Source organism: Scytonema sp. UIC 10036, from assembly GCF_009725235.1.
The window spans coordinates 72,483-95,762 of sequence record NZ_WJFC01000010.1 but is presented as its reverse complement, the minus strand read 5'-3'; the positions used below and the strand labels follow the sequence as shown (position 1 = coordinate 95,762).

12 protein-coding genes and 1 pseudogene are annotated in these 23,280 nt (G+C 44.2%); 4 read left to right on the top strand and 9 right to left on the bottom strand.

The features are described from left to right. Positions 1–46: 46 nt before the first annotated feature. The 5 genes from F7734_RS07080 to F7734_RS07060 form a co-directional block, all read right to left on the bottom strand. Positions 47–1,300: an ATP-binding protein gene (locus tag F7734_RS07080; RefSeq protein WP_155744011.1), complete on the bottom strand. Its 1,254-nt coding sequence runs from the start codon at positions 1,298–1,300 to the stop codon at positions 47–49. A gap of 45 nt (positions 1,301–1,345) precedes the next feature. Further along, complete coding sequence (locus F7734_RS07075; protein WP_155744010.1) at positions 1,346–2,029, bottom strand: response regulator transcription factor; 684 nt, start codon at positions 2,027–2,029, stop codon at positions 1,346–1,348. Between the two features lie 375 nt (positions 2,030–2,404). Further along, the gene (locus F7734_RS65970; RefSeq protein ID WP_207714036.1) at positions 2,405–3,247 is read right to left on the bottom strand and encodes a DUF6174 domain-containing protein; all 843 of its coding nucleotides are present in this window, start codon (positions 3,245–3,247) and stop codon (positions 2,405–2,407) included. A gap of 332 nt (positions 3,248–3,579) precedes the next feature. Further along, a complete protein-coding gene (locus tag F7734_RS07065) occupies positions 3,580–4,026 on the bottom strand; it encodes a hypothetical protein (RefSeq protein ID WP_155744009.1) in 447 nt (148 codons plus the stop codon). 62 nt (positions 4,027–4,088) lie between these two features. Continuing rightward, positions 4,089–4,580 carry a hypothetical protein gene (locus F7734_RS07060; RefSeq protein WP_155744008.1) on the bottom strand — a complete coding sequence of 164 codons (492 nt, stop codon included), beginning with the start codon at positions 4,578–4,580 and terminating at the stop codon, positions 4,089–4,091. A gap of 358 nt (positions 4,581–4,938) precedes the next feature. On the opposite strand from F7734_RS07060, the gene F7734_RS07055 reads away from it, so the two are divergent. Genes F7734_RS07055 through F7734_RS07045 form a run of 3 tightly spaced genes read left to right on the top strand, consistent with a single transcriptional unit; the run spans position 4,939 to position 9,090 of the window. Next, entirely contained in the window at positions 4,939–5,607 is a 669-nt protein-coding gene (locus F7734_RS07055; protein WP_155744007.1) for a hypothetical protein, read from the top strand. A gap of 46 nt (positions 5,608–5,653) precedes the next feature. After that, positions 5,654–7,630: a P-loop NTPase fold protein gene (locus tag F7734_RS07050; RefSeq protein ID WP_155744006.1), complete on the top strand. Its 1,977-nt coding sequence runs from the start codon at positions 5,654–5,656 to the stop codon at positions 7,628–7,630. Between the two features lie 2 nt (positions 7,631–7,632). After that, a complete protein-coding gene (locus tag F7734_RS07045; RefSeq protein ID WP_155744005.1) occupies positions 7,633–9,090 on the top strand; it encodes a DUF1802 family protein in 1,458 nt (485 codons plus the stop codon). Between the two features lie 4 nt (positions 9,091–9,094). Here F7734_RS07045 and F7734_RS07040 read toward each other — a convergent pair. From F7734_RS07040 to F7734_RS07030, 3 genes and pseudogenes are all read right to left on the bottom strand, one after another. Beyond that, positions 9,095–9,256 (bottom strand): annotated as a pseudogene (locus F7734_RS07040) (hemolysin D); the annotation flags it as partial. 7 nt (positions 9,257–9,263) lie between these two features. Next, complete coding sequence (locus tag F7734_RS07035) at positions 9,264–10,541, bottom strand: MFS transporter (protein ID WP_155744003.1); 1,278 nt, start codon at positions 10,539–10,541, stop codon at positions 9,264–9,266. Positions 10,542–10,572: 31 nt separating this feature from the next. Then, a complete protein-coding gene (locus F7734_RS07030) occupies positions 10,573–11,844 on the bottom strand; it encodes a glycosyltransferase (protein ID WP_155744002.1) in 1,272 nt (423 codons plus the stop codon). A gap of 93 nt (positions 11,845–11,937) precedes the next feature. Between F7734_RS07030 and F7734_RS07025 the strand changes: the two genes are divergently transcribed. After that, positions 11,938–12,684 (top strand): thioesterase domain-containing protein, encoded by a 747-nt coding sequence (locus F7734_RS07025; RefSeq protein WP_155744001.1) that lies wholly within the window; start codon positions 11,938–11,940, stop codon positions 12,682–12,684. Positions 12,685–12,823: 139 nt separating this feature from the next. Here F7734_RS07025 and F7734_RS07020 read toward each other — a convergent pair whose 3' ends face one another. Beyond that, positions 12,824–23,263 (bottom strand): non-ribosomal peptide synthetase, encoded by a 10,440-nt coding sequence (locus F7734_RS07020; RefSeq protein WP_155744000.1) that lies wholly within the window; start codon positions 23,261–23,263, stop codon positions 12,824–12,826. Positions 23,264–23,280: the final 17 nt, after the last annotated feature.

The window sequence follows — 23,280 nt, the reverse complement described above, 5'->3', positions numbered from 1 at the left end:
TAGAATGCATCGGGGAGGTTAGGAGGGGTAAAAATAATGTGCAGCTTCATATTAAATTGGTATAAACTCCACTAGCCGGAAGGCGAACTGTAAAACAGCTACCAACACCTAGCTGACTTGTAACAGCAATTGAACCTCCATGATTTTCGACAATTGCTCGGACAATAGATAATCCCAATCCAGAGCCACCGGAATGATACGAGCGGGAACTATCAGCTCGCCAAAACCGCTCGAAAATTTTTTCAAGGTTCTCAGGTGCAATTCCTACACCTGTATCCTGCACTTTTACCAAGATATGAGAACCTGTAAGGTTAGCTCTAATCTCTATTTTTCCTCCATTAGGCGTGTAATGCAGTGCATTTGCAACTAAATTGGTAAACAATCGCATCAGTTGTATGCCATCACCTAACAAGTATAAATGATTACCTATTGCACATTGTAAATGAATTTGTTTAGTCTCGGCTTCAGGTTTATATTGCAGTACTAAGTTCTCTAAAATTTCCGCTAAATTCACTAGCTCCCTTTTTTGATTTGGAATTTTGTCAGTCCGTGCTAAAAATAGTAAATCTTCTGTGAGACTGGACATTTGTTGAGTAGCACTAACAATTGCTTGAAATTTATCAACATCTGCTTCTCGCATCCCTTCTGGATATTTAAGTGCTACCGTTGCATTACTTTTAATTGCCATTAAAGGACTGCGGAGTTCATGAGAAGCATCAGCAGTAAATTGTTTGAGTCGTTGAAAACTATCTTCAATTGGTTGCATTGCCTGACGAGTTAACAAAATTCCCCCAACACCGCTTAAAACCATTGCAATAAGAATTCCTCCACTTAATCCCCAATCTAATTTATGTAAAGTTGCATAAAAATCATTGAGAGACTGGCTTGCTCTTACATACCCAATTAGTTTTCCATCATCACTTCCAATAATGGGTAAAGTCACTGCTTGAATATTTTTTTTATCTGTTTGAATGTTTATGGTTTTATGCTCAACAATAGGTAAATTGAGAACATCATCTCCCTGTTGATCGATTAAATGACCTTGTGGATCGAACCACTGTAATGCTTGTTTTCGAGCGATAATGTTGAGGATAGGAAATTCATTTTCTATTTTTACATGACCATTTTCAAATCGTGCATTAGCAGCAGCGCCCTCTCCTAAATCAATCAGTTTTTCTGTGAATTCTTGATTTAAACTTCGAGTAAAAACAACACGAACTGCTAAGGCAAAACATCCCAGAATTAAGGCAAAAACTCCCATGTAAGATAACAATAAACGATATCTTATTTCTCTAAACATAAATACTTATCAGACTGCTATTGAAACCTCGCTCGCTAATTCACATTACCTTTTTTTTACGTCAGATAAACGATATCCAATACCATATACTGTTTCAATCAAGCTTTCAGAACCTCCCGCATCTTTCAACTTTTTTCGCAAATTCTTTATGTGAGTCTTCACTGTATCTTCTCCTGAAAATTTGTCGAAATTCCACAACTTGTTTAAAATCACCGAACGAGTTAAAACTTGACTGGTATTTCTCATAAAACATTCTAATATCATATATTCTTTAGGTGTTAGTGAGAGTAAGTTATCTAGATAAGTCGCAGTACAGTTACTGGGATCGAGTTGTAGATTTCCATGAACTAATATTGGTTGACGAGTTTCGGGAATTCTACGAAATAAAGCGCGGATTCGTGCTGCTAATTCTTCTAATTCAAATGGCTTAACTAAATAATCATCAGCCCCTGCATCCAACCCAATCACTTTATCTGTAGTTGTATCTCGTGCTGTCATCATCAAGATAAGAGAATTGGATTTGGCAGCACGTAAACGCTTACATAAGCTAATTCCATCTAATTTAGGTAACATCAAATCTAATAAAATAAGGTCATATTGAGTAGATTGCGCGTATTCCCAACCCTCTATTCCATCACAGGCGACATCTACTACGTAATACTGATGTTTTAAATCTTCTGCAACAGGCTTGGCAATGCGATCGTCGTCTTCCACAATTAAAATTCTCATTTTATTACCCTACTTTGGGTATATATCAACAAATAATCAGTATAGTTGTTCTTGAATTGTATCTGCACAAATGCTATCTTCTCATCGTTTGTTTGGGATGTTTGTAGCGAATGACTGGACTTCCACTTGTAGTGCTATTTTTCCTTTCTCGTTCCCAGGCTCCGCCTGGGAACGCACATAGCGAGGCTCCGCCTGGGAACGCACATAGCGAGGCTCCGCCTGGGAACGCACATAGCGAGGCTCCGCCTCGCACTCTATGCTAGAGCAGAGGAGGCGGAGCCTCCCGTAAGGCATTCCCAGGCTCCGCCTGGGAACGAGGTGACACCGCCTACTCCGATAAGTCATCTTCTGACGCTTCGGAAGTAGCAACATCAGCTATGAGACAATGAATTGAGCAGTTCCTTTGAGATTGATTGTCGTATAGGTTTTCTCTGCACCAGGCCCAGGACCTGCAATAGTGGTCTGAGTCGTGGTTGTAATACCAGGGACTTGAATGCGAACCCTTTCAGACGCAGTACTCGGCTTGACCAATGGTAGGATTAAGGTAAACGTAACTGTTCGTAAATCGGGGATTGCTTCCAAAGTGACTGTAATTAACTGACCGAGCTCGGTCTCCTGAACGCGAATTTCCTCTCCGATGAAGGTACGATTGATATTATTGTCACGATAGTTTAATCGCGGACCTCCTAGAACACTTGTGTCAGAGTAACTTACCTCAACAGAAGCCCCACTAAGTTCAAAGACATTGGCTCTACTGGAATTTGTGGACTTGGAGGCAAAATTTTCAATTGTAAGAAACAATTCCTCATCAGCCATCTGGTAGCTGTAATCTATATTAATTTGAGTTGGGTAGCCAAAAGCGGGGTCATATTTCACCTTAAGGCTATCTGCACGACGTGCAATTGCATCTGCGATCGCATCAAAGAGTTTGGGAATCGTATCGTACTTATCAAAAAATTCCCGATTGACGGACTGACCAGTACTTACAGAAGTCACAGAAGTGGTATTCCCATTACTTACCTCTATGACAACAGGTCCTCTAGCATCAGGTGGACAAAAACAACTCTTGGTAAGCGTGTAGCTGTAGTTGAGAACTCCTTGTGTGTTCCATAATTTTTGATTTCTTGCGAGTTCTTCTGAGTTGTTTGCATTTTGTTGATTGGAATTTTTCACTGTTTGTACAAGTTGTACTTGTGCGTCTGTCGGGGTAAGAGCCATAACAAGTACATTCCATCCCAGAAGTAGCGCTAAGCAAGTGCTCATAATCAGTAATAAGCGCATACTTTTTCTGGATAGTATTTTCTGATACATGAAAGGAAATTGAATTTAATCGTTGTCAACCATGATTTATCGTTGATATCTTATGGGTTTACGCAGAATTTTTAAAATATTTACATTTCTTAACAATTTAAACTTGGCAATCGTTTACACCCCAACTAGAAGACCTTCTATGTGTAGAGACTAGCATGGCTAGTCTCTAGGTTTTTGGTATTATTGTACCGATGCTCTAGATATTTTTACGCAGTCATTAAAGACCGGTATATCGAGAATTAACGGTAGTTCTGATTCCTTCGATCGTCATAATACTCTTGGTCAGCTGGGTCGCCATATGGGTCTTGACTTGCGGGAATCACATTACCATACTGCCCGTAAACATCAGCTGGGTCGCCATATGGGTCTTGACTTGCTGGGATAGGGCTGCCGTAATACTCTTGGTCAGCTGGATCGCCGTAAGGGTCTTGGCTTGCTGGGATAGCATTACCATACTGCCCGTAAACATCAGCTGGGTCGCCGTATGGGTCTTGACTTGCTGGGATAGCGTTGCCATATTGCCCGTATTGGTCACCGTAAGGGTCTTGATTTACTGGATTATTTCCATAATATTCTTGGTCAGCTGGATCGCCGTATGGGTCTTCATTAGCAGGACGTACCTGACGGTTATCTTCATCCGATCCAACAAACAAATCCTTTGCTCTTTTTAAAAAGTCGTCTACCATGATGACCTATCTCCTTTTCATTTCTATGGTTGATGATGAAGAATCTACTGATTGAAAATCCCTTAATAAACTTCCTGTGGAACTACGTCAGTTAAAGTGCGACCCGTATTGCGTCCGTTGTAGCCTTGAAAATCCCGATACCGTTCGGCTTCAGACGCCGGAACTCGAATTCCTTCAGATGGAGGTGTTACCCAATGAGCGCGACCTTGAGCATCACGGTAGTAAACACGCCCGTTTTTAGATATATAGTATTTGCCTTGGGGTCCTGTTCCCTGTGCATTCTTGCGCTGGTTGTAGAGGTAGTAAAGAGCAGCTGCACCAGCCAGAATCGCTACTTTCTGTCCTGTTGATAATCCCCTTCTTGCTTCTTGTGGTGGATTTGCTTGACCTGGATAATTCACATTTCTACCGTTAACGGTATCATCAATGGGTGGCGCACTAGTTTGAGGGCTTCCACCACCGCAGCTACTAAGAACTGGGACTGTTAGTAATGCCGAAAGGAAAACAGCAACTGGAAAAGAAGTAAGTTTGCGCCCTGAGAAATTTATGTTCATAGTGTTTTTTCAATTGTCCTGCATTTGCTAAATGCCCTGCTGTTGCAACAACAGTATTGAATTCCTGCTGCTTCCAATGGCATAGTGTAAGAACAATTGCCGCTCCGTCTACAACAGCACAGGTAAACAGTATGAGTGCAATGATGATGTAATTTCTTAAGAGATCCATCTTGCCTTTGAAAGAAGCTGTTTTCGTCCACAGGAAATATACAGAACTCTACGTAAGTAACTTCAGGTAATAGGTAAGAAACTACTTGAGATTTTTCAGTATTTCCCCAACAGTGAAAAGCTTAGAGTCAAAACTATACTGGTTCTGGCGAAGATAATCATTGATTGACAGTCACAAAGCTTACAACTTATGGAAACTCAAGCAACTACTCGTCTCCTTCTCGCATTGTGGGATTTAGGTGGAGCAAAGCAAGAAGTGAAGAAAGGCGAACTCACTAAGCGTATTGTATCAAAAACCAAGAAAGTAGCAGACTATCAGGGTGTTTTTAACGAATTGCAACAACAGGGTGCGATCGCTATCTCGAAAACAGGCTTTTCTCTAGTATCTCCCAAAGGTTTAGAGGTTTTGGGTGAAGGTCTAAAAAGCCCGAATTTCAAATTTGAAGGTACTATTGTCGGAACTTGGACAGCGAATGCACTACTGAAGTGGATAAGTCAGACAAACAGTGTGGTTAGTTTTCAAGCTGCATTGACTAATGGGGTGAAAAGTGCAAACCCTAATGTTGGTAAAGCGATCGCATCTTACGACGAGTTTAAGCTAGTAACGCTAAAAGTTTACGAGCAGCTTAACCGTGACTATAACTTGAATCATTTAGTGCCAATTTATCGGATAAGACGAGAGATTGGCGATCGCATTAGCCGTTCTGATTTTAACGAATGGTTGCTGGAAATGCAGGAAAAGGACATTTTGCAGCTTATGGCAGGAGAAATGCGAGATATTACTCCGGATAAACGTGAGGACTCAATCATCGTCCCCGGTGGTGGATTGCGTTACTACGCTAAGCTTTTAAATTCCTAATTTGTTCTAAATCCTTATGTAGTTCCTTACCTCAGACTGAAACAATATGGACAGTTCTGCTATTTCGCCAATAGAAACAATCAACATCGCTATCCAAAGTCACAATCCATTTCTTAATGTTGGTATAGTCAAAGAACAGGATGTCTGGGGAAAAGGGTTCCCCGATTTACCTACTTTGAATGCTCACGCTTCTGATGCAGTTTTTCAAGCTATTGAATTGTTGCGTACTAGTCAATCTAGTCAAGACAAGGTGACATCAATAGCCATAACTGCTGCACAGGGAGTGGGTAAAACTCATATTCTGAGTCGCATTCGCCATCAACTGAAAGCCAATGGAAGTGCTTTATTCGTTTATGCAGGCGTAAATAATTATACAGATTTAAATTTGGTTAAATACCAATTTCAACAAACTTTGGCAGATAGTCTCAGCAACACTGGTAGCCAAGGGGTAATGCAGTGGCAGCAAGTGGCAGCAGCAATGGCAAATGAAGGTTTCAAAGCTATTAATGCTGATGCTCCTAATCTTTCTGCCAAGCATCTGCTTGAACGTTTTGACAAAGTATGCGCTACTTGGTCAGCTAGGAACAAAAATTTAATGGATAGGCTGACCAAAGAGGTACTTAGAATAAAACCCAATGCAGATCCTTATATTGTCCGGGCAATTTTATGGACGCTTTCAGAAACTCAAGCATCTTTTGCCATCAAATGGCTATCTGGGAATGAGCTAGCAAACTCTCATGCCGACGCTTTGGGATTACCAAATCCCAGTAAAACCAATCAAGATAGAGAAGCTGAAGCCCTAAAATCTGTTCAGCAAATATTGAATTTAGTGAGTTATTATAACCCTATCGTTATTTGTTTTGACGAAATAGATGTAGAAAACAACTGTAATGCTGATGGGTTTACAACTCCACAAGTAATTGCTGATTTAGTTAAGCGTCTACATGATACTCTCGAACACTCAGAACTTGGTCGAGGGGTGGTCATTCTTACAGTTATGATGCCTGATACATGGACTAATAAGGTTGATTTGATGACTGCTGGCATACCAGACAGAATTTCAAAATATACTCAACGCAAACCCATAGATTTAAAATCTCTTAGTGGCGATTCTATGGTTGAATTAGTCACCTTGTGGCTCAAAGAGTTTTACGATGTCAAAAATTTAACACCTCCCAATCCTTTTTACCCATTTGAAGAAGAGGAATTGAGAAAATATGGTAAAAATAAACTGACCGTAAGGGAAGCTTTGAAATGGTGTGCAGAGAACTTTAAGGTTTCTGAGGAGAGATTACCAGAAGACCCATATGAGCGATTTAAGCTTGCATTGCAAAGGGAAATGGCAGTTGAACGTGTAAATTTCCTAGAGGATAATTCATTAATCGCTAATGTATTACTCTTTAGTTTTCAGACCTTAAAAGGAGAAAAATTTGAGGGAGAGACTTTCACTGGTGAAAAGTTAAATGGAATAAAAATTGAAGATGTTGTTGAAGTATATCCAAAAGCGCCTAATAATGGCTATATCAATTTCAAAATTCTTGCTAAAGAACAAGATAAAGATGTCAGAATCGGAATAGCCGTACTTCAACCATCAAAATCTCTACTATCAGGATTAAATCGATTAACTGAATATCAAAAGTTTGACATAACTCGTGGTTGCTTGCTTCGATCTAAGTCTAAAAAACTGAAAACGAAAGGAGAATCTTACAAGTTGCTAGAACACTTTATATCAAATTTAGGAGGAGAATGGGTAGATTTAAGAGAGGAGGAAATCAGACAACTCATTGACATCTATTTTGTTTATCAAAAGCGTAAATATTATCAACTTGACGATGAGCAACTCCTGAGCTTATCCCAACCAATAACTCGAGAAAATTCTTTACTACTAGAAATTTTAAGTGCTCCTTCAGGTCAAATAGATATAGAGACTATTGAGGGAGAGGAACTATTAAACGACTTCCTCAACCCTTCTAGTACTGAGGACGCAGAAAACTTAGAGGATCTGAGTGAGTTGTTGAACTAACCATGAGTCAATCCATTTTGCTTCAAACGGCTCTGTGTTTACCTGTTCTTGATGTTGAAGCATTAATTGAAGGGCAAATGATTGCTGCAATGCCTCGGAATTTTATCAATCCGGGGCAGCAATTCGCTCTATATCCAGTTAATGTTTCGATTAACTTATTATCTCCTGAGCAATACTACCGAGCAGGTTTTTTACCAACTGCCCAAAAAGTTTTTATTAATTTAGAGTCTGAAAAAGTTGTGATTAAAGCTTGGGCTAAATGCGAAGGTTGCAAAATGCATCTTCCTGAATCATTTGAGGCTTTGTCACAATTAACGGTTTGGACAAAAGAAGCATTACAGCAAGCGCTGGGACAACGACCTCATATTTTTTTGGCTTATTTGCGCGTTTACCAGTTACTTGAACCACGTGAAATTTTAGGGCAATTTCAAGGTCGCCAATTTGCACCTTTACCTAATTCTCTCATTATATCTGAAGCCAATCCTGTATTGAGCGATCGCATCTTTGCCCTTCGCAAACAACAACTAGAGAAACTTCAACCACCGCAACATCCTGAATTAGAGGAATTGCAGGCTGCATTAGCCGCCCTTACTATAACTAACCCAGCTACTCAACAGTTAGACAAAGAAGTCAAAGTATTATTAGGCTGGGCTAGTGAAGACAATACTTTGCAAAAGAACCCAGATTTAACTTGGATAAACAATATTGCAGCACTAGGCGATCGCAGCATAGAGCAGGATGAAGGCAAAAGCAACTATCAAGCAGGGACAGACTTTGAAAACATAGTCCGTAAAAGCTTGGAATTCTTGGGATTTACAGTAGATTATTTTCATAAAGGCGGTGCTGGAGGTGTAGATGTCTTTTGTTCAAAACCCTATCCTCTTGTTGGAGAATGTAAAGCAGGTAAAAAAATCCCCAATCCTACTGCAGTACAATTACTCAATTTGGGAACCCTACGTTTAAAAAGTCAAGAACTATTTAAGCAATCAGCTAAATTAATCATCGGTTCCGGAGAACCTACTACTCAATTAAAAGATGCAGCAACAATACAAGGTATGGCAATTATTAATCCAAAAACTTTAGAACAATTAGTAAAGTTGCAAAGTAATTACCGTGGTTCGGTAGATTTATTTAAGCTTAAAGAATATCTCAAACCCGGTTCTGCTGATGATGAAGTAGAAAAATATATTCAACTAGTATATAAAACCATTAAATTGCGATCGCATCTCGTACAACTTGTCAAAAAACACCAAGAAAACACGGGTGATAACAATGTTGAGGTTGCAACTCTCTTTGGAGCTTATGGTTACTCCAACCCACCTCAAAGTATAAGTCGTGAAGAAATGCACGAAATTTTGCTTGAACTTTCCTCACCATTAACAGGGTATTTAGGACGAATAAAAGGCAGTGATTGGAAAAGCGATCGCTTTTATTTCCTTCGAGACTTACCAATAGTTTAACTGCTCACAAATCTGTGATTAACCTTGCTTTTCTCAACAGATATTGCAGTACTGTTTCTTCTTTGGAAAGAAGATCGGCTGTAGCAGCCATTCCAGCTTGAAGATGGCATTTATATTCGCTAGCTCCGAAGGTAAGTGTTTCCGGTTTGATTGTGACTTCAAAATAGTATCGTTTACGCATCCGGCAGTTGCGCCTCTAGCAGCCGTAGAGGTGGGTATAGATAGCCCGCAATTGTTGTTAGCATAGTGAGCATTCCCATCACAACAAATAATAAGGCAATGCCATGTCCTCGCCCTACACCGATAATCCGTCCAATGCTTGCAGCCAGTGGTCCTCCGACAGCAAGCAATGGCTCGAAGACTCGATCGGCTAACGGTCCAGCAATAAGATAGGCGAGCGGTAGAGATGCCCAGGAGAGCATACGCCGCACGGCAAACACTCGTCCCTGCACAGCAGGAGCAACTTTACTTTGCCAAATCGCCCGATCGCAGCCGTTGATAACTGCCAAGCCGAAGAAGTAAATAAAGATAGCAGCAAAGAAGACAGGAACTGAGGGCATAAGCCCAGCAAGTAGTATGCACAGCCCGCCTAACAGCGTGAAACCGAACACACCATAGATGCGGTTATTTGGACCACCCCAGGTGCTTATCGCCAGACTGCCAACCAGCATACCGCCCCCACCAATGGACAGCACGCTGCCGAGCACAGTAGTCGAAGCGAAGGCCAGCACCAGCGGTGTAACTAGCACGCTGACAACTCCTATGAAGAAATTGCGGACTGCGTAAAACATTAACAATCCGAATAGTGCAGGTCGAGCAGTGATGTATGTCCAACCATAAATGATTTCGTGCAACAGCGAGTTCTTCTGTACTTTATTTTCTAAGGTAATTTGCGGTTTGGGGAATCGGACGAGCAGCCGCGTAATGAGGGCAAAAAGAAATGTAACGCAATCGAGCAGAATCACGCCCTGAATCTGAATAGTTACAACTAGCGCACCTGCTAGTATTGGTGAGATCAGCCGTGAAGTCGCCTCTGCCATCTCCACCATACCGCTGGCGCGACTAAGGTGTCGCTTGGGAACAAGCAGCGTAGTGGTCGCGGAAAAAGCTGGCCACTGGAAAGCACTGAAAATCGATCTTAGCGCTACAGCAAGGTAAATGTGCCAGACTTCAAGCCGATTGGCAATGAGCAACAGCGCAATAGTCAATGCACTCAGTCCTCCCCCTGCATCCCCAAGAAGCATAGCCCAGCGTCGATCCCAGCGATCCACAACTGCACCAGCCAAAGGTGATATCAAAATGCCCGGCAGCATACCGAACACAGAAATCAGTGCGAATTGGGTGACTGTCCCAGTAACTTGGTATACCCAGACACCTAGCGCGAATCTAGTGAGACCGGAGCCGATCTGCGAAACAAGTTGACCAAACCAGATCGGAATAAATACTTGCATTTACTATAAGACCTTAGTGGACAGAATTAGTTTAGACATTGTGTTGTTGCCAGCTGGATGGTAAATGTCTGTGAAAGGCTTCGACTGCCTTTGCTACTCCGTCCTCTGCTTGAATGCGTTTGCCTATTGCCGCAGCACGCTCTTTCATTGTTGTGTCGTTGATGGCAGTTCTAATAGCAGCAACCATTTTCTCTACTGAAGGCTGTTCTTGCACAATCGGCGATGGACCTAAACCTAACTGGGCTACTCTACGCGCCCAGAGAAACTGGTCCCCGTTGTAGGGGATGGTAACTGTAGGAACGCCAGCACGTATACCATTTAACGTTGTACCATGACCACCTTGATGCATTACCGCTGCCATTTGCGGAAAAAGCCAATCGTGGGGCACGGATTTGATAGTAAATACCTCATCCTCTGGAAAATGGGCATCCCGAAGACCACCTCTTACGGTTCGCACAATAGCTCGTTGCTTTGTCTGTGATAGGACTTTCCGAACTGTCTCTACTCCGATTTTCTCATGCCAGGTTTCAATGTAAATTGGCGGTGGTCCAGCAGCCAGAAATTGTATCAAGTCGCTGGGCGGCTGCCAGTTCGACGGACGTCTAAGAAACCAGTAGCCAGTGACGTACACCCAGCCAGGCCAGTCATAAGGTTTAGGGAGAAAAGAAGGACTACAGCTGTAAAGACATGGTATTTTTTGTTGCTGCATTCGCCCCAACACACCTGACAAAGAGGGAAGAGGAGGCAAGTTTAAAGTTTCCTGTCGCCACTGGTTAATCGGTTGCCGAACAGATTGCCAGAGGAGTTGATCGAACAAGGAGTAGGTCAGCCAGTTGTAGATGCCTATCTTACGCGGAACAGTTGGTGGGTGTATGTGAGGAAAATGAAAATAAGGAAAAACATGGGTTTGGTGGTGGGGTTGGGCACAGGCGGCGTAGCAAGGTATGCCTAATTTTTCAGCAATGTTATAGCATACAAACGTATTTTGGTTAAAAACAATTGCGTCTGCATCTTGACAAAGTTGCCAGAGTACAGGTAGCAGACTCTCGTTGAGTGGTCGCAGCAAATTGCCAATATTGCGGATCAAACGAAAGGGGTTGTTGCCGAAAGGTGTTGGACTTCTCTTTTTCAAGTTATTACACTCTACAGGTGCAAAGTCCAATCCCCAGCTGCTAACCAACTCTTGTAAGAAAGGAAAGGTAGCTATTTGTACTGAATGACCAGCCTGTTGCAATCCTAGCCCAAGGGCGACGTAAGCTCGGGTGCCGCCAATTGAATCCAATGCCACAATTTTTATACGCATACTTCCTGTGCTGTTATCTTTGAGTTGTAGAATCAGGTTGTTGTTTAAGCCATGACGCCTGTCAATTTATTCACTACTACAATGTAACTTTATATGTTTAGGACTACTGACTCCTGGGTTGTGTACCCCAAACCGAATCAAAGAGCGAGCTTGCGTCTATTCTGCTTTCCCTATGCTGGTCGTGGAGCCTCAATTTTCTATGATTGGTCAGAAAGCCTTCCAATGACTGTTGAGGTCTGTTCCCTTCAGTTTCCTGGAAGAGAAAGTCGGATTAAGGAGGCTCCTTTTACCCAGTTTACTCCCCTCGTCCAAGCAATTACTCAAGTTCTACTTCCACACCTTGATAGACAATTCGCCTTCTTTGGTCACAGCATGGGTGCATTAGTATGCTTTGAAGTTGCCCGTCAACTACGCAAACAGTATGATGTAAGCCCAGTTCACCTATTCGTTTCTGGTAGTGGCGCTCCTCAAACCCATAAGCCTTCCTCTCTCATCCATAATCTGCCAGAATTAGAGTTTATAGAAGAACTGTGCAGACTTAACGGCATACCTAAGGAGGTAATGGAGTATACCGAACTGATGCAGTTGATGCTCCCGATCCTGCGGGCAGATTTGGCAGTCTACGGAAGCTATGTTTACTCAAATGAGCCTCCCTTTGACTTTCCCATCTCGGTCTTCGGTGGCTTACAGGATAAGATAACCCGCGATCGCCTTGAGGCATGGCGTGACCAGACGATCGCTTCCTTCTCATTACAAATGTTTCCTGGTGACCACTTTTTCCTGCATACGACCCAGGTGCTCCTGCTTCAAAACATTTCTCAAAAGTTGTCTCAACAATAGAGTTATTCATACTACATCTTTTTTGTCAACCTTTATTTTTTCACCTTTGTACCACCTCGTTCCCAGGCTCCGCCTTGCAGTCTGCATTCCTAGCCTCTGGCTAGGAACGAGAGAGGAAAAATCGTTTCACCCCTCAAAATTAATGTGGCAAACCACTAGACAATACTGAGACCAGAGATCTGATAGTGGGGTATTCAAACAACTTCACAACGGCAATCTTGTTGTGAAAAATTTCCTGTAACTTCCTGTGAATTCTAACTATGTGTACCGAATTTCCGCCTAAGTCAAAGAAGTTGTCGTGAACACCCACCTTGTCAATCTGCAACACCTCTTGCCAGACAGCAGCGATAATCCGCTCGACCTCGTTTTGCGGTTCTACATACACTACCTCCGATTGGACTACAATTTCCTCCGGCTCAGGCAGGGCTTTGCGGTCTACCTTGCCGTTATGAGTCAACGGTAAAGCATCTAGCAGCACAAATGCCGAAGGTACCATGTATTCGGGCAGCTTTTCTTTCAGATAAATTTTGAGTTCTGCGCTAAGATTGCTGCTTCCTTGGGATTGGCTGTATTGCAACTTCTCAGAGGACAAGACTGGGGATGGATTTTCAAGGAACATCTTATTTTTTGTCTCCTGTGCTCGACCACCAAGGAGGCTGTAAAGATACTCGTGGCTCTCATCAAGGGCAAATAGATGGCGCACCCGCTCGAAATCAAAGCCTCCAATCTGGCATAACCCAATTTTATAATTAGGAGCCGAGGTCTCAAGAAGTTGGCTAATCAATCCAGCCTCAATCAGACAAAAGTCTCTTGCTTTGTTACCGTACATGGGAGTAATGGCGTTAAGTTGTGCGATGAGGAAAAGAGAAAATGCTGATTCATCAAAGGTGGTGCGATTGGTCAACCCATGGATATTGCCGTTGATTTTAGCCCCGGCTGATAGTAATATTAATCGGTGCTGCTGCGGATGGTAATAATATGTCCCGCCAGCAAGCCCTTCTACCCGCTCGGGCTTGATGTAAAGGTAGATCTGAACCGGGTATAGTCCGCTAGCAGAGCCATAACGGTACTTTGGTAACACTGCACTGTCCAATTTGAGTTGCACTAGACAGCTCAGAAACTGACTGAACTGCTCAAAACCAATTGGCTCTTGTACAAATCTCCGATGGCTGCGCCGCTGGGTATAGGTTTCTCGCAGGCTCTCATCAAGCTTGGGTTTGATAAGTTGGGTGAAAGGTTGGTTGCTTAGATCTGCTCGCAGCCCAGGTTTTTTAAGCTTGAACTCCAAACGCTGGTAGCGGTCAATTAGAACTCCGTCCAATTGCTGGAATGGGACATCGCCCTCTGCAACTTTGTTGGATGCCAAATCTTGGTCACAAACCAGGTAAGCCACCAAGCGTCTGTTGTTTGCCGACTTACCTACAGCAACAACCACTGCTGAGCGTACTGCTGGGTGCTGTGCTAAAACTGACTCGATTTCCCCTAGTTCAATGCGGTGACCCTGGAGCTTAACTTGGAAGTCCTCCCGACCCAGAAACTCGATATTGCCATCAGGAAGATAGCGACCAAGATCCCCTGTACGGTACAAACGCTCCTTCGTTCTAGGATGAGTCAGGAAGCTAACGCGGGTTTTGTCCTGGTTTTGCCAGTAGCCCTTGGCTAGTCCGACTCCTCCAATGTAGAGTTCACCAGGAACCCATACAGGGCAGGGATTTAGCGCCTCATTAAGCACATAAAAGCGCTGGTTCCTTAAAGGCTTGCCGTAAGGAATGCTCTTCCAGGCAGGGTCAACAGTCTCAATGGGGTAGAGGATAGACCAGATAGAAGCTTCGGTGGCACCTCCCAAGCTCACCACTTGAATGGTTGGCCACAGTGCTTTCATTTGGTCTGGTAAACTCACCGGCAACCAATCACCACTCAGCAGGGCCAAACGTAACGATGGAGGTACTTTTTCCGGGGACGATACCACATATTCGACCAGCATCTGCATAAAAGCTGGTACTGAGTTCCAAAGAGTGACTTGGTGTTGTGCCATTAACTCTGCCCAGCGAGCTGGGTCTTTTGTCCCTTCCATCTCCGGCACAACTATAGTTCCTCCAGCCGCCAAAGTACCAAAAATGTCGTAAACCGACAGGTCAAAGCTCAAAGCCGACAGCGCCAACACCCGGTCTTGTGGGCCAACGTCAAAGCGCTGGTTGATGTCAAGGATGGTATTAACTGCACCTCGATGATCGATCGTTACCCCCTTGGGCAGACCTGTGGAGCCGGAGGTGTAGATGACGTAGGCTAAATCCTCTGGACTCTGCACTGACTCCAAGGGACTGTTGTCTACAGTTACTAACTCCTTGTTATTTAAACATAACAGCTGAATGTTTGATGGCCATTCCAGGTTTTCTTTTAATTTAACTAAAGTAAGAACTAATTTGACTTCCCCTTGTTTTAACAGATGCCATCGGCGCTGAGTCGGCAGTTCTGGGTCAATAGGCAAATACGCAGCGCCTGACATCAATACTCCCAGTACGGCAACGACTTGTTCCCAACCCTTCTCCATCACAACAGCTACCAACTGATTGGGAGTTGCTCCCAACTGCCGCAATCTGCGACCTACTTGATTCACTAGTGCGGATAACTCTAGGTAAGTCAATGTTCGATTCGGTGAAATCAGAGCACACTCATTAGCTCGCACTTCTATTTGTGCTGCAAACAGCGTGTGCAACATCTGCTGAGAAATTGGTGCGGCTTTGGTATTGATAGCAGAGCGCTGGTTTAGCTGATTGGGAGGCACTAATTGCCTAGTTGGCTCTAACCAGACCGATTCCTCCGTGGCTAGTTGCTTTAGGAAACGGTTGTAGGCATCAAACATATCGTCGAGCAGACCCTCAGGAAAGAGGTCTTCTACCGCATCCCAATTGAATACTAGTCCCCCGTCTTGCTCGGTGACTTGATGATCCAGCCAAACTTGGGGAGTTTGGCTAATGCCGTAGACTACATCGCCAAATCGATTCACCCCCGCCGCCTCACTAACTGTACTCAAGCCCAAAGTGCTGGTAAAGACGACTGGCATAAGCGCTCTTTGAGTACCTCCTTGTCTGCAAACCAGTTCTCGTAGCACGCGTACTCCACTGAAATAGCGGTGGTCTAAATCCTGCCACATTTGCTGCTGTATTCGTCGAGCACGGGTAGTAAATGCCTCAGATGCTGAGTTGTCTATAGCCAAAAGAGTTAGGGAGGTGAAGTCCCCAACGATGTCATTCACTTGGGGGTGGAGCGGCAGACGATTGAACAGGGTAAGATTAATGGTAAACTGGGGATTCTTGCTCCATACGGTTAAAATTTCAGCAAAAGCCGCGAGCAATATTCCAGAGGCGGTCAGATTTGCTTTGGTGCTTCGTTGCTGCAATTGCTGCCAGAGTTCTCGGTCTAGATGTCCACTGCGACGTTGAAACTGAGGTTGTTTCAGGGAACCGGGATGCTTCACTAGGGGCAACTCTGGAGCAGGTGGTAGCGTGTCTAGACGGCTGAACCAGTAGTCCTGCGATCGCTGGTACAACTCTGTTGCTTGCAGCCGTTGCTCTGTCAGGACATAGTCCCGGAATGACAGTTCCAGTGGCGGCAATGATAGATCGAGATTCTGGTAAAGTTGAACCCATTCTTTGACAAGACAACGCTTACTCCAGGCATCAGCCAACAGAGCATCAAAGCTAATATGCAATCGGAGGCGCTGCTCGTCTAAACGAGTTGCTCGGATCTCAAACAGGGGCCACTTGTCTGTAGGTAATACCTGATGAGACATCTGTTGGCGAATCGACGAAAGTTTGGCATTGACGGCTTCATCATCCTGTCCGCGCAGGTCAAGAACTTCTATCTGATAAGGAGGCACAAGTGAGAGAATCTGCTGCTGACCATCTGGTAACACCACCGCCCGCAACATATCGTGACGCTCAATTAATTTCTGCCAGACGAGGTTGAGCCGTTCCAGATTTAAATCATGGCTTTCTATCTCAAAGTAGCTGTGGGTAGCAACATTGCCTAGCTCGAAAGCTTCAGAACGACCTACCCAGTAAGCTTGTTGGATGTCAGTCAGGGGGAAGGGGTAGTAGCGCTGTTCTGGGGCGGGTACGATAACTGGTAAAGGAACGACAGATGCTTCATCTCCCTGTTGGTTTTTTTCAATGTGCTCGGCTAGCTCGGCGACAGTTGGGAATTCAAACAAACAGCGCAGGGGCAACTCAACACAAAAGGTCGATCGCAACTGAGCTATGACTTGAATCGCCAGTAAAGAATGTCCCCCTAGTTCAAAGAAATTGTCATAAATGCCCACTTGCTCCAGTCCCAGTCCTTTAGCCCAAATAGCAGCTAAACTCTTTTCCGTAGGGGTGCGTGGAACACAGTTAACTTCTAGACTTCTCTGGGATATATCCGGTGCAGGCAATAAGCGCTGGTCTACCTTGCCATTGGGTGTCACTGGCAAAGCGTCTAAGAACACAAAGGCACTAGGTACCATGTATTCGGGCAGTTTTTGCTTGAGAAAGTGGCGCAGTTCGCTAATTGTTGGTATTGACTCCTGATTTGGTACAACGTAAGCGACTAAACGCTTATCGCCCGCAACCTCACCTCGTGCCACAACGACCGCCTCCTTCACCCCTGGAATTTCTAGAAGCCGTGTCTGGATTTCGCTCAGTTCGATTCTATAGCCTCTAATCTTGACCTGAAAATCTTTTCTGCCGACAAATTCGATGCTACCATCTGGTAGTAAACGACCCAAATCTCCGGAGCAGTATATCCGCCGATTCGACCGTTGCGGATCGTTGAGGAATACCGCCTGTGTCATTTCTGGCTTTTGCCAATAGCCCAGTGCCAAATAAGGGCAAGCGATCGCTATTTCCCCAATCCCATAAACTGCAACTTGTTCCCCTGCTTGATTGAGCAATAAAATTTCGGTGTCATTAACTGGGTAGCCAACAGGAACTAAATTCCGCGTGATTTCTGTCTGCTGATTTAAGAAATACTGCAAGCTGAGAGTTGATTCTGTCGGTCCGAGTCCGTTGACCAAAATACACTCGGAGTCAAAATATTTTTTGTACAGTTCAATATCTTGTTTAAAAACCTCTTCTCCGCCAAGGACAACTAAACGCAGTTTGGGAAATTTATCTTTTAGGGTCAGAGTGTTGACAAAATATCGATAAACACTGGGAGTGGAATGGTAAATTGTAATTCCTTGCTGGATTAACCATTCAGATAAGTTAACCATTCCTTCTTCTTTGATATTGATTGGATACAGTGTCGCTCCGCTTAACAAAGCGCCAAAAATATCCATAACCGCCGCATCAAAGCTATAGGAAGAAAAGAGTGTGAGTTTATCTTGTGAACTGATATGGAGATTATTCACATAAGTTCTGATGTGATGTAGGACGTTCCGATGGTTTTGGAAAACACCTTTTGGCTGTCCTGTAGAACCAGAAGTATAGAGAATATAGGCAACTGTATCCGCCATTGCCAAATTTGTATCACCGGACGCATTGACAACGACTTCGTCAATATTAATGAGATAGAAAGTATCTTGATTTAATGCTTGAGCTAAAGTTAGATTCACGTTGTTGGTAAGAATAATACTCGCCTGTGAATCTGCCAGCATATACGCCAGTCTTTCCTGAGGATAAGAGGGATCTAACGGCACATAAGTTTTGCCAGCCTTCAAGATTCCGAGAATAGCAGCTATTGCAGGCGCATCATGTTCAAACAACAATGCCACCCTTTCAATACCACTTCCGGTGATGCTCAAGACGGTTTGCGCTACTTGATTTGCTGCTGCATTCAATTCCTCATAAGTCCACTCATACTTCTTTGTTTTGACAGCAATGTTTTTCGGGTATTTCTTGACCTGCTGTTCAAAACGAGCACAAATCGATAGCTCAATTTCCTCAAAGTTAAATTCGATAAAGGGTTGGGTGAGACGGATGAGGTTGCATCGGGTAGAGCGTTGATAACGTTCTGCTTCAGTTAAGAGTGGCAATGTCGTTATAGACTGTTCTGGATTGGCAATGATGTTCTCTAGCAACGTAGAAAAATGCCCCAACATCTCAACTATTTGAGCTTGTTCAAAGAGATCGGTGTTGTAAACGAGTTTCAGATGAATTATTTCATTCTGTTTTACAGCATACAGAGTTAAGTCAAACTTTGATGCCAGTTCTTCTGGCGCGGAGAGATTCTTTACCGTCAACCCCGGTAGTTCGATTCGTTCTTCTGCAAAGTTAAGCAGATTAAACATCACTTGAAAGAGCGGGTTACGGCTTAAGTCTCGCGTTGGCTGCAATTCTTCTACCAGCAACTCAAACGGCAAGTCTTGATGAGCATAAGCGCCCAGAGCCACTTCCCGGACTCGACTCAGTAATTCCCGAAAACTGGGATTGCCTGACATATTAGTACGCAACACTAAGGTATTCACGAAAAACCCTATTAACCCTTCGATTTGGGAGTGATTGCGGTTAGCAATGGGCGTGCCCACTAGGATGTCTGATTGCCCAGTGTAGCGATAAAGCAACGTTCCAAATACCGCCAACAGCGTCATGAACAAGGTGACTCCTTCACGCTGACTCAGGCTGGCGATCGCTTTGCTGAGTTCTTTGGAAAGTACTAAAGATTGATGCGCCCCCCGGAAGGTTTGAACAGCAGGTCTTGGTCGGTCACCGGGCAGTTCCAAGAAAGTTGGTGCGCCGTCGAGTTGTTGCTTCCAGTAAGCGAGTTGAGACTTTAGCACCTCTCCCTGCAGCCATTGACGCTGCCAAACAGCAAAGTCCGCGTACTGAATGGGCAGTTCAGGTAGCGTTGAGGAATGACCAGTGCAGAAGGTTGAGTAGAGTGTTGCTAGCTCCCGCACCAGTACGCCCATTGACCAACCATCGGATACAATGTGGTGCATCGTTAGCAGTAAGACGTGTTCTGCCTCTGCAAGCTGTAGCAATTTTGCTCGTACTAACAGATCGGTAGCTAGATCGAAAGGACGCACTGCTTCTTGGGTTGCTAATCGCTGGGCTGAGAATTCTTTTTCACTTTCTGGTAAAGTTCGCAAGTCCATGACTGGCAACATCAGGCTCCGGGTTTCAGCGATGACAGCAATCGGTTGTTCCTCTACTGTTATGAAGTTAGTGCGTAGGGCTTCGTGGCGGCTGATGATTGCATTGAGGCTGCGTTCTAGGGCAGCTTGGTCGATCTGCCCGCTCAGCTGCACAGCAACAGGGATGTTGTAAACAGCACTACCAGGCTCTAATTGCTCAAGGAACCACAATCGCTGCTGGGCAAAGGACAGTGGCAGATCCCCATCCCGCCGTGCAATGGTTAACACCGGCGGAGTTAACATAGCTTGCTCGAGCTTGAGATCTGTCTCAATGCACTCAGCTAGTCCGGCAACAGTCGGTTCTTCAAACAAGCTACGTAATGGTAATTCGACTGCAAAGGTGGCTCGTATTTGTGAGATGATTTGGGTTGCTAGTAAGGAATGTCCACCCAATTCAAAAAAGTTGTCATAAATGCCCAGTTGTTCAACTCTCAGGACATCTGCCCAGATGAGAGCTAACATCTCTTGGATGAGAGTTTGAGGGCTTACAAAGGTTTGTGTTAGTTCTGTTCGTAATTGGGGTGCAGGCAATAAGCGCTGGTCTACCTTGCCATTGGGTGTTACTGGCAAAGCGTCTAAGAACACAAAGGCACTAGGCACCATGTATTCGGGCAGTTTTTGCTTGAGAAAGTGGCGCAGTTCGCTAATTGTTGGTATTGACTCCTGATTTGGTACAACGTAAGCGACTAAACGCTTATCGCCCGCAACCTCACCTCGTGCCACAACGACCGCCTCCTTCACCTCTGGAATTTCTAGAAGCTGTGTCTGGATTTCGCTCAGTTCGATTCTATAGCCTCTAATCTTGACCTGAAAATCTTTTCTGCCAACAAATTCGATGCTACCATCTGGCAGTAAACGGCCCAAATCTCCGGAGCAGTATATCCGCCGATTCGACCGTTGCGAATCGTTGAGGAATACCGCCTGTGTCATTTCTGGCTTTCGCCAATAGCCCAGTGCCAAATAAGGGCAAGCGATCGCTATTTCCCCAATCCCATAAACTGCAACTTGTTCCCCTGCTTGATTGAGCAATAAAATTTCGGTGTCATTAACTGGGTAGCCAACAGGAACTAAATTCCGCGTGATTTCTGTCTGCTGATTTAAGAAATACTGCAAGCTGAGAGTTGATTCTGTCGGTCCGAGTCCGTTGACCAAAATACACTCGGAGTCAAAATATTTTTTGTACAGTTCAATATCTTGTTTAAAAACCTCTTCTCCGCCAAGGACAACTAAACGCAGTTTGGGAAATTTATCTTTTAGGGTCAGAGTGTTGACAAAATATCGATAAACACTGGGAGTGGAATGGTAAATTGTAATTCCTTGCTGGATTAACCATTCAGATAAGTTAACCATTCCTTCTTCTTTGATATTGATTGGATACAGTGTCGCTCCGCTTAACAAAGCGCCAAAAATATCCATAACCGCCGCATCAAAGCTATAGGAAGAAAAGAGTGTGAGTTTATCTTGTGAACTGATATGGAGATTATTCACATAAGTTCTGATGTGATGTAGGACGTTCCGATGGTTTTGGAAAACACCTTTTGGCTGTCCTGTAGAACCAGAAGTATAGAGAATATAGGCAACTGTATCCGCCATTGCCAAATTTGTATCACCGGACGCATTGACAACGACTTCGTCAATATTAATGAGATAGAGAGTATCTTGATTTAATGCTTGAGCTAAAGCCAGATTCACGTTGTTGGTAAGAATCACACTCGCCTGTGAATCTGCTAGTATATATGCTAATCTTTCCTGAGGATAAGAGGGATCTAACGGCACATAAGTTTTACCAGCCTTCAAGATTCCGAGAATAGCTGCTATTCCTGGCGCATCATGTTCAAATAACAATGCTACCCTTTCACTACCATTTCCGGTGATGCTGAAGACGGTTTGCGCTACTTGATTTGCTGCTGAATTCAATTCTTCATAAGTCCACTCATACTTCTTTGTTTTGACAGCAATGTTTTTCGGGTATTTCTTGACCTGCTGTTCAAAACGAGCACAAATCGATAGCTCAATTTCCTCAAAGTTAAATTCGACAAAGGGTTGGGTGAGACGGATGAGGTTGCATCGGGTTGACCGTTGGTAACGTTCTGCTTCAGTTAAAAGCGGTAGTGTAGCTATGGGTTGTTCTGGATTGGCAATGATGCTCTCTAGCAACGTAGAAAAATGCCCCAACATTTCAACTATTTGAGCTTGTTCAAATAGTCTACTGTTATAAACCAGTTTTAGTTGAATTGTTTCATTTTTTTGTGAAGCATATAGACTTAAATCAAATTTTGACGCAAATTCTTCAGATGAGGAGAGAGGCTCTACTGTCAACCCCGGTAGTTCAATTTGTACTTCCGCAAAGTTGAGCATATTAAACATCACCTGAAAGAGCGGATTACGGCTTAAGTCTCGCTCTGGCTGCAATGCTTCTACCAGCAACTCAAACGGCAGGTCTTGATGAGCATAAGCTTCCAGAGCCACTTTCCGAACTCTACCCAGTAGTTCCCGAAAACTGGGATTGTCACCAAGGTAAGTACGCAATACTAGGGTATTGACAAAAAAGCCAATCAGCCCTTCAATCTCCGCCTGGTTGCGGTTGGCAATTGGTGCGCCTACAAGAATGTCATCCTGATTAGTGTAACGGTAGAGCAACGTCTTAAATGCTGCCAGCAAGGTCATGAACAAAGTCACCCTCTCCTGACGACTCAGTGCCTTGAGCGCCTGCGTGAGGTGAATGGGTAGCGATAGAGATTGAGCCGCCCCACGGAAGCTCTGAATTGCAGGACGAGGACAGTCAGTGGGCAACTGTAGCACAGAAGGGGAGCCACTCAGTTGCTGCTGCCAATACGCTAACTGCGCTGCCAAAACTCCCTGTAGCCATTGACGCTGCCAAATGGCAAAATCGGCATACTGGATAGGGAGATCCGACAACGGTGAGGGCTTTCCACTACAGAAGGCTTTGTACAGCGTTACTATCTCCCGGATGAGAACCTCGACCGACCAGCCGTCGGAAACTATATGGTGTATTGTGAACAATAGTACGTATTCTGTTTGGCCTAACTGTAGCAAAGTCGTTTGCAACAATGGACCTTCAGCCAAATTGAAAGAACGCTGTTCTTCCTCAGTAGCCAGTCGTAGGACTTCGGCTTCGCGCTCTAGCTCAGACAAATCCTGTAAGTTCACTACAGGCAACGGCAGGTTTAAAGTGGGAGCAATTACCTGGGCTGCTTGCCCATTGATGGTTACAAAGGTTGTTCGTAAGACTTCGTGTCGCCGCACAATTTCATTAAAGCTCTGTGCCAGTGCAGTTATGTTGAGCGAGCCCTTCAAGCGCAGGGCAGTTTGTGCGTTGTAAAAAGGACTGTTAGGTTCTAACTGGCTGAGAAACCACAGCCTAGCTTGAGCAAAGGAGAGCTGGCAGGGGCTGGTCTCTGTCCTCTTAGGAATCGTTCCGATGTAGAGGGTATCATTTGGCATTTGCTTGACTCACTTAT

Coding starts and splice junctions, on each gene's coding strand:
- F7734_RS07080 (WP_155744011.1), bottom strand. CDS start 1,300: ATGTTTAGAGAAATAAGATATCGTTTATTGTTATCTTACATGGGAGTT.
- F7734_RS07075 (WP_155744010.1), bottom strand. CDS start 2,029: ATGAGAATTTTAATTGTGGAAGACGACGATCGCATTGCCAAGCCTGTT.
- F7734_RS65970 (WP_207714036.1), bottom strand. CDS start 3,247: ATGGCTCTTACCCCGACAGACGCACAAGTACAACTTGTACAAACAGTG.
- F7734_RS07065 (WP_155744009.1), bottom strand. CDS start 4,026: ATGGTAGACGACTTTTTAAAAAGAGCAAAGGATTTGTTTGTTGGATCG.
- F7734_RS07060 (WP_155744008.1), bottom strand. CDS start 4,580: ATGAACATAAATTTCTCAGGGCGCAAACTTACTTCTTTTCCAGTTGCT.
- F7734_RS07055 (WP_155744007.1), top strand. CDS start 4,939: ATGGAAACTCAAGCAACTACTCGTCTCCTTCTCGCATTGTGGGATTTA.
- F7734_RS07050 (WP_155744006.1), top strand. CDS start 5,654: ATGGACAGTTCTGCTATTTCGCCAATAGAAACAATCAACATCGCTATC.
- F7734_RS07045 (WP_155744005.1), top strand. CDS start 7,633: ATGAGTCAATCCATTTTGCTTCAAACGGCTCTGTGTTTACCTGTTCTT.
- F7734_RS07035 (WP_155744003.1), bottom strand. CDS start 10,541: ATGCAAGTATTTATTCCGATCTGGTTTGGTCAACTTGTTTCGCAGATC.
- F7734_RS07030 (WP_155744002.1), bottom strand. CDS start 11,844: ATGCGTATAAAAATTGTGGCATTGGATTCAATTGGCGGCACCCGAGCT.
- F7734_RS07025 (WP_155744001.1), top strand. CDS start 11,938: ATGTTTAGGACTACTGACTCCTGGGTTGTGTACCCCAAACCGAATCAA.
- F7734_RS07020 (WP_155744000.1), bottom strand. CDS start 23,263: ATGCCAAATGATACCCTCTACATCGGAACGATTCCTAAGAGGACAGAG.